This window comes from Terrisporobacter muris (assembly GCF_024621905.1).
Classification (GTDB): Bacteria; Bacillota; Clostridia; order Peptostreptococcales; family Peptostreptococcaceae; genus Terrisporobacter; species Terrisporobacter muris.
Window position 1 is genome coordinate 1 of record NZ_JANKBY010000173.1, and the last position, 7522, is coordinate 7522.

The following is a 7522-nucleotide window of genomic DNA, read 5'->3' on the forward strand; positions in this document are numbered from 1 at the left end:
CAAAGCTATAGTAACAATAATTTGTAATAATAGCTCCCAGTTTATAGTTACTATTGGATTCATCATAACTCCCCCCATTTTTATTCTAACTATATCACTATATTCATTTCTTTTTAAAGCAATGTATACCACAGATATGTCTAATTTTAAGTTCTTAGCTTTATCCCTTAAATCTATTATTTCAAACTCCTTAATATTTAACTTTATAATACTATACAATTTATCACTTTAATCATATAAAAAAGCTGTATCTTAATAGTTATAGTGGTTCAAATACTAAGATATAGTCTTTTATTAAATTTAATCTAACTAATTTATTAATCTTCAGGTATTTTATCCAATACCCATGGCAATTCAATATTTGCAATCTTTAATATAAAATATGGTTTTTCCATACCTGTATTACTATATATAGGTTCATCAGTATCTGATTGATATAATGTTATAACTACATCTTTATCATATATAACGGTTTTATCTTCAAATAATTCACCTTTAATAGAATAATAACTTTCATAACATCGTTTATCTTCTCTATCGTTCCAAAAACAATCTATTATTTCTAATGGGTACTCTACACGAACACCTAGTTTATTCAATACTTCTACTGCTTCTGGGTATATACTTGTAAAAGTTTTTAAGTAATTTTTACACCAAATACACTTGCATGGCTTATTATACATATCTAAGTAAGATTGTGTGTCTTTAATATTTACTTTATATTTCAACCTAATCACCTTTCTCAGTAACTATTTAACTAATATATATTCTAATAATTTTTTATTCGTATTTTATAATTATTATACACTTAACCATTAATTGAATTTTTTAACTAAAATGATATTGAAAGGTAAACAAAATACGGAATATTAAGTATGGCAAATAATAATGCTATTTTTTTATTTGTTTTTCATCTATATATTTATTTTTGTATACTTCTTTTAACGAAAATTTATAAACAAATAAATAATTCATTATACCTATTAGCATTATAAATATTAATAAGCAAATAAAAGAATACACATTATAAAAATAGTAATCAATTGATATAACCAAGTTGCTAACATATTTGGCACCTTCTACAACATGAAGTTTTATTGATATTATATCCTCTTCACTTAAAAAGTCATGTGTTGTTCTTACTGATTATTCCCATATATATCTGATAAATCGGAATTTACCAAACAGATATTTTTATTTGTACATTGGATTATATTATAACTAAATAGTCTTATACATTTTAACAGCATTAGATTTATATCCATTCCATTCTAATTGTATTTTTTCACAAGGTACAAATCCTTGTTTTTCCCAAAAACCAAGTACATTTTCTTCATAATCGTATACAACATCTATTCTAATACGGCTAGCATTCTTAGATTTAAATATTTTTTCTAACTGATTATATATTATGCTACCTAATCCATTTCCTTTTAGTTTAGCGTCAATCATTAATAAAGATAAATAAACTTCATCTTCCATTTTAAAATCACATATCCCAACTATATTACCCTCATTATTTTTTATAACTAATGAGCTGAACCCAATACTTTTCATTTCTTCAATCTCATCAACTATAAAGTCTTTAGAAACAGCTGTAATACCCATATGATTTTTTAAAAAGCTTTTATTAGAATTATAAATATCTAGAATTTTAGCAATATCATTTTCAATTATCATATCAATTATGTAATTATCCATCTTTAATTCTCCCCATGTTATTTTCATGTCAGTTTTATATATTAGAGTTTAAAATTACTTTTATATATCATCTTTATTTTTTGTTTTCTTACTTAACTTAGAGCATCCAATACAAATATATGAACAACCTAATATTATAAATACTGTATTTTTATCTCCTACTCCAACTATTAAAAAACAAATGGCTGCAAATAACCAAATTTTTGCAATTGTATTGTTATTCATTAAATTTATCCTCAAATCCCAATCTATCTATAATATTCAAAAAATATTATTCCCTATAGTATTTTCTACAATATTATTTCTAAAACAAGTATCTAACATAGCGCCTAAAAATCCTAAAATTAAACCACCACTAATATCACTAAGGTTTAATACAATTCTTAAATAAACACTTATTAAAATTGCTAAGATAAAACCTGCAAAGTTTAATATACGTCTAGTTCCTTTATTTAGATTACTTAGATCTTTTTGTATTGGCTTAAATATACCACCTATCCTGTTGTTTAAAATATAAAATATAAAACTAAAAACAGCTGCTGATAAAAGTGTAGCTATTATCATTGTTCCCATAATCTTTTTCCCTTTCTATAGATTCGAATTTTTACCTAGTAAATTCAAAGAACTGAATATAAGGCATTGGTTCTTTTGTAGTATCTTCACCTAGTTATATATCACATATCTTTTTTGACTATCCTTTTTGATTAAGTTATAAAGATTCATATAATCAGTTTTTTCTTGCGATACATAAGATATAAAAAGAGAGACTTCATTTTCTAGCGATGGACTAAGAATTAATGTTAAGTTATAATTGCTATCTATCTCATCAATAAGATAAATATAAGCCTTCTCTAATGATTTCACTCTTTTTTCCTGTACGTTACACCCTGATATAAATACACAACTTAATACTGAAATTAATAGAATTATTTTTTCATATACCCTCTCTTTTATAGTTTTCATTAGTATAACATAGCAAAATACTATAATCCAAAACATTTAATTTATATTGTATATTTTTATTTCATTGCATCACCAGGTGTAATAGGTCTAGCCTCAATTCCAACAGTTTATTATGCCTTTTATAAATATGTAAGCTCTTCTATATACAATTTATAATCATTGTATCATAGTGAATAGTTCTACTACAGTATACAAAATAAATTATATATTTTAATACTAGCAAAGAGAATATTAATGCTCTCTTAGTTCGCATTATATAACATTGGTGAATTAAACATACTTAGCAAATTAGAATTTCTCTAATCTATCGCAAATTGCTGTTGCAACACCAATATTTTGATAATCCTTATGTACATATAATCTATCCAAATAACCTTCATTATTAATATCATCAAAACCAATTATTATTCCATTTTCTTCTGCAACCACTGTGTAGTTATCTAAAAAAGATTCATTCCACTCATCAATATGAATATTTTCTGTGGCCCATACATTTAACTGATCCTCTGTATAGTCTTTTGCATTAATGCAATGAACAGTATTATAAAACAAATCAGCAATTTCATTGCAATCACTTGATTTATATTCCCTTATTTCCATATCAGTTCTCCTGTCAAATTATTGTTTATTATATCAAAAAAGAGCTGATTACTATTTTCATAATAACCAGCTCTGAATATTTTCTCTGAAAACTTATCTTACTTTTGATTGTTTAATTGATTCAACACAATAAGAAATTGTCTGAACTAGCCATATAATTGTTACAATTACCATAGGAGCAATACCAAAATCCCATATATCATAACCTATAACACAAATTACCCAAAGTATTACACATGTTGTAGATACAGAGATATATGCTTTATAAGCACTTTTATATATTCCTAATTTTATTGCTTCATCACAGCTATCCAACCATTTTTTACTAAATTTCACATCATATATACTTCCCTTTAACAAAGGGTTAATTTCTTTTTCTAAATTAATTATTTTCTTTTGAATTAGTGTGGAAGAAGCTATGCATAGTATAAATCCCACAAGTAAGCAAATAAAATTTATAATACTAAAATTACCACTAAGACCATAATGTATATTATCAAATACTGATAACGTGCTCCCTATTCCAAAGAAGAAAAATCCAAGAATCATATTTACAGAAGTAAGTAAAAGTATATAAGATAACCTTAATTCAATTTTGTCTATTATATCATCATCTTCATTTGTTTCACTCCATAAATCATATTCTTTTCGTGATTTATTATAAATTTTTGTACTTATTATTATTACTAATATAGAAAGTACTATGCTTGCAAATGGTGTAATCACCTGAAATATACTCATTAGTAAACTAGGAATAGCCTCGCCAAAGATTTTTTTTAAGTATACAGACGATGCACCAATTATTCCACCGATTATTCCAGATATCACTATTATAACAATGTAACCTTTAAATGCTTTTTTGTCTTCTTTTTTAATTTCTTCCACATGATTGCTATTCATTATCATCATCCTCCTCATAACTAAAAATGTCTTCCACCCTTACTCCTAAAACCTTTGCTATTTTTAATGCTAAAGTTACTGATGGAGAGTAGTCCCCTCGTTCAATCTGGCTAATTGTTTGTCTAGATACTCCTACTAAACGACCCATCTCCGTTTGATTTACATTAATCCTAGCCCTATATTCTTTTAAACGATTATTTAATGGCATACAACTCCTCCTGACTATTTTCCTTGTTCTGTTGACTTATTTTTCAACCTTAAGCCATTTTAAAGCATTTTTTAATTTTATTGGATTTCCATACATAAGTGTAGCCATTCTATATATCTTAGCGCCACATATTCCTGCTAATACTGTTGATACTATTAATATTAATGCAGATATTATGAATTCCATTGATGTAATAGCTCCAGTTGCAACTCTTACTATCATAGTCATTGGAGATGCAAATGGTATATATGAACAAACCTTCAACAATACACTATCTCCATTAGTCAATCCAAATATGCTGATAAAAAATACTACAACAAATATCATCATTATAGGTCCAACACTTGTTGATATCTCTTCTGTTTTTGATACTAAAGCTCCTAAAGCTCCAAATATAAATGAATAGAATAAGTAACCTAATATTCCAAATATGGCAAATGTAATTATTAATTCTGAAGGAATTTTAAATACACTATCTAACATTCCATTCCATGCTTCACTATTTACCTTATATGCAATAAGTGCTGCTGACATTATCACTCCAACTTGTGCTATACTTGCTATTGCACCTGCAATTACTTTACCAAAGATTAAATTATTTGTATTTGTGCTTGTAACTAATACTTCTATTGCTCTATTACTTTTTTCTGAAGTTATTGATACAGCAATTAATTGACCATACATTATAATCATCATATATACAACAAAAATTAGTATGTATGCGTAGAAATAATTATTTACACTATCTTTACCTAATACTTCAACATCAGAAACTATTTGAGTATTATAAACATTATCTACCTTATTGAAATCTATTCCTTCACTAGTAATTTGTTTTTCTCTATAAATTCTTTTTAAAAGTTCATCAAATATTGTTTTATTTTCATCATCAAACTTAGTATTTTGAACAACATAACTGTATTGTGTTGAACTTTTTATATCAAATCCTGCTTCTACGTCTTGATTTTCAACTAATTTATTTAATTCATCTTGGTTTTTTACTACTTTCCAATTTGAATTTGGAAAATAAGCTTTTAATACATCTTTATTAGATATAATATTTTTTTCATCATGTATTGCCAAATTAATTATATCTTCTTTCTCAACCTCTTCTACTTTAGTTTCGCTTTTAGCTAATCCTGGTAATATGCTTGACATATCTATAAAGTTTGGCAAAGATAAACCAACTACCATTAATGCTGCAATTATTATGGTACTTACTACAAATGATTTTTTTCTAAAATAATTAGAAAGCTCAAATTTTAATACAACAAGAAATTGTTTCATTATTCTTCACCTACTTTCTTTACAAATATATCTGTTAAATCTGGTTCATACATAGAAAACTTCTCTATATCTATGTTTTCTTTTAATATATTTTCTAAAAGTTGGTTTTTAGTTGTATTATCTAGTAGTTCCAATATTAGGCAATCTTTTTTAACTTCATTTACAATTACTAAATTATTAAATTTCTCTTCACATATAGATTTTAAATCATCTGATGTTAAGTTATTTGCGCTTAATATTAATCTATTGTTTCCAAATTCTTTTTTTATTTCTTTAAGATTTCCACTAAGTACTATCTCACCTTTATTTATTATGGCTATTTCTTCACAAAATTCTTCAACATAGCTCATTTGATGGCTTGAGAATATAACTAATTTATTTTGACTTATTAATTCTCTCACAGTATCTTTAAGTATTTGTGCATTTACTGGATCTAATCCACTAAATGGTTCATCAAGTATAACTATTTCTGGATCACAGACTAAAGTTTGTGCCAATTGAACCTTTTGCTGATTTCCTTTTGATAAACTATCTAGTACTTTGTCTGCATATTCCTCTATACCTAATTTTTTAAGCCATAGTTTTGTGCTTTCTTTTGCCTTCTTAGCTGGTATTCCTCTTAACTGTGCTAAGTAAACTATTTGTTCTGTAACTTTCTTTTTAGGGTATAAACCTCTTTCTTCTGGTAAATATCCTATCTGATATTTTCTTGGTTCAAATTTTTTCCCATCTATTAATATTTCACCTGAATTAGCTTTAAACACATCCATTAATATACGAATTGTTGTAGTTTTTCCTGCTCCATTTCGCCCCAATAATCCAAGTGCCTTACCACTTTCAACGCAAAAAGATATCCCATGTAGTACTTCTTTTTCAGAGAAACTTTTTCTTAATTCCTTTACCTCTAACCTCATACTTTCCCTCCTGACCATTTTCATTGTCATTATGACAATTATACTTGTCATAATTAATTATATGAAATGACAACTATAATTGTCAACTTATAATTTTAATTTTTGTAAAAATATTGAATAATAAAAAAGTAGGAGTTACATAGCTTTGTATAACTCCTACTTTTTATTCTCATTATATTAAGATTGTTCACAAAATCTACTCAATCGGAAATTATATATTGTTATAGTAGGTAATAATAATATGTGTTATACCAAAAAGTATTGATGATATGATTAATAATATTCTTCCTTGTATTATTCCACTTGATAGGAATAATATCGTTGGAATAATAGCAAGTAACATTGCTTTTTTAATTGATGCCTTTCTAAAATATAAAAACCATACAATACAATATAGTATTGATAGTATAGCACTTAAAAACACATATAAAACTTTTCCATTAGGAAGGAAATATCCATAATCTAATAATGGTATGTTGAAAATCATCAAACCCATTGACCCAAATCTTCCTATTTGCTCAATAAACTCAACTATCTTATTATTATATTTACTTTCGAAACTTTTCTCTTTAATAGCAAATATAATATTAGGTACCATAATTATTATCATAGTAATTAATCCATATATATTTAACCAATCCATTTGGTCTATCCTTCCTACAAAATACTATTTATCTATATGATATAAAAAGTAACCTTACTTCGTATTATATTAATTTTGCGAACTTATTTTAACTTAAATAAATCATACTTTACAATATTTTTATTTTCATCTAAACTCTCGACTAACTTTAACTTGATATTCTGACCTATATTATATAAGTTAAATATTTCTTTGTCATTTATTTCATACTTACTTCCTTTATATTCTAATTCAACCATATATGTATCTGGTAATTTTGATGGAAATATATCTCCACCAACTTTCATTATTACACCTTTGGAAAAG

At 25.9% G+C, this 7522-nt stretch carries 13 protein-coding genes; all 13 read right to left on the reverse strand.

The window, feature by feature from the left end:
* On the reverse strand, nucleotides 1-219 hold a 219-nt coding region (locus NSA58_RS12700; RefSeq protein ID WP_257560522.1), incomplete at its 3' end, for a hypothetical protein.
* Nucleotides 220-317: 98 nt separating this feature from the next.
* The gene (locus tag NSA58_RS12705; RefSeq protein ID WP_039679494.1) at nucleotides 318-728 is read right to left on the reverse strand and encodes a hypothetical protein; all 411 of its coding nucleotides are present in this window, start codon (nucleotides 726-728) and stop codon (nucleotides 318-320) included.
* A gap of 493 nt (nucleotides 729-1221) precedes the next feature.
* Nucleotides 1222-1701 (reverse strand): GNAT family N-acetyltransferase, encoded by a 480-nt coding sequence (locus NSA58_RS12710; RefSeq protein WP_257560523.1) that lies wholly within the window; start codon nucleotides 1699-1701, stop codon nucleotides 1222-1224.
* Nucleotides 1702-1761: 60 nt separating this feature from the next.
* Nucleotides 1762-1926, reverse strand: coding sequence for a hypothetical protein (locus NSA58_RS12715; protein ID WP_257560524.1), 165 nt, complete (start codon nucleotides 1924-1926; stop codon nucleotides 1762-1764).
* A gap of 36 nt (nucleotides 1927-1962) precedes the next feature.
* Nucleotides 1963-2274 carry a hypothetical protein gene (locus NSA58_RS12720; protein WP_039681156.1) on the reverse strand — a complete coding sequence of 104 codons (312 nt, stop codon included), beginning with the start codon at nucleotides 2272-2274 and terminating at the stop codon, nucleotides 1963-1965.
* A gap of 90 nt (nucleotides 2275-2364) precedes the next feature.
* A complete protein-coding gene (locus tag NSA58_RS12725; RefSeq protein ID WP_257560525.1) occupies nucleotides 2365-2565 on the reverse strand; it encodes a hypothetical protein in 201 nt (66 codons plus the stop codon).
* A gap of 387 nt (nucleotides 2566-2952) precedes the next feature.
* Nucleotides 2953-3264 (reverse strand): GNAT family N-acetyltransferase, encoded by a 312-nt coding sequence (locus NSA58_RS12730; RefSeq protein WP_039681164.1) that lies wholly within the window; start codon nucleotides 3262-3264, stop codon nucleotides 2953-2955.
* A 93-nt stretch (nucleotides 3265-3357) separates the two neighbouring features.
* Nucleotides 3358-4164 carry a DUF3169 family protein gene (locus tag NSA58_RS12735; protein WP_039681158.1) on the reverse strand — a complete coding sequence of 269 codons (807 nt, stop codon included), beginning with the start codon at nucleotides 4162-4164 and terminating at the stop codon, nucleotides 3358-3360.
* Nucleotides 4157-4372 (reverse strand): helix-turn-helix transcriptional regulator, encoded by a 216-nt coding sequence (locus tag NSA58_RS12740; RefSeq protein ID WP_074079611.1) that lies wholly within the window; start codon nucleotides 4370-4372, stop codon nucleotides 4157-4159. The genes NSA58_RS12735 and NSA58_RS12740 overlap by 8 nt, the downstream gene beginning before the upstream one ends.
* A 36-nt stretch (nucleotides 4373-4408) precedes the next feature.
* Nucleotides 4409-5659 carry an ABC transporter permease gene (locus NSA58_RS12745; protein ID WP_039681160.1) on the reverse strand — a complete coding sequence of 417 codons (1251 nt, stop codon included), beginning with the start codon at nucleotides 5657-5659 and terminating at the stop codon, nucleotides 4409-4411.
* A complete protein-coding gene (locus NSA58_RS12750; RefSeq protein ID WP_074079613.1) occupies nucleotides 5659-6573 on the reverse strand; it encodes an ABC transporter ATP-binding protein in 915 nt (304 codons plus the stop codon). Before NSA58_RS12750 ends, NSA58_RS12745 begins: the two co-directional genes overlap by 1 nt.
* 211 nt (nucleotides 6574-6784) lie before the next feature.
* Complete coding sequence (locus NSA58_RS12755) at nucleotides 6785-7216, reverse strand: hypothetical protein (protein WP_074079614.1); 432 nt, start codon at nucleotides 7214-7216, stop codon at nucleotides 6785-6787.
* Between the two features lie 83 nt (nucleotides 7217-7299).
* A partial coding sequence (locus NSA58_RS12760; protein ID WP_257560526.1) for a hypothetical protein occupies nucleotides 7300-7522 on the reverse strand: 223 nt, incomplete at its 5' end.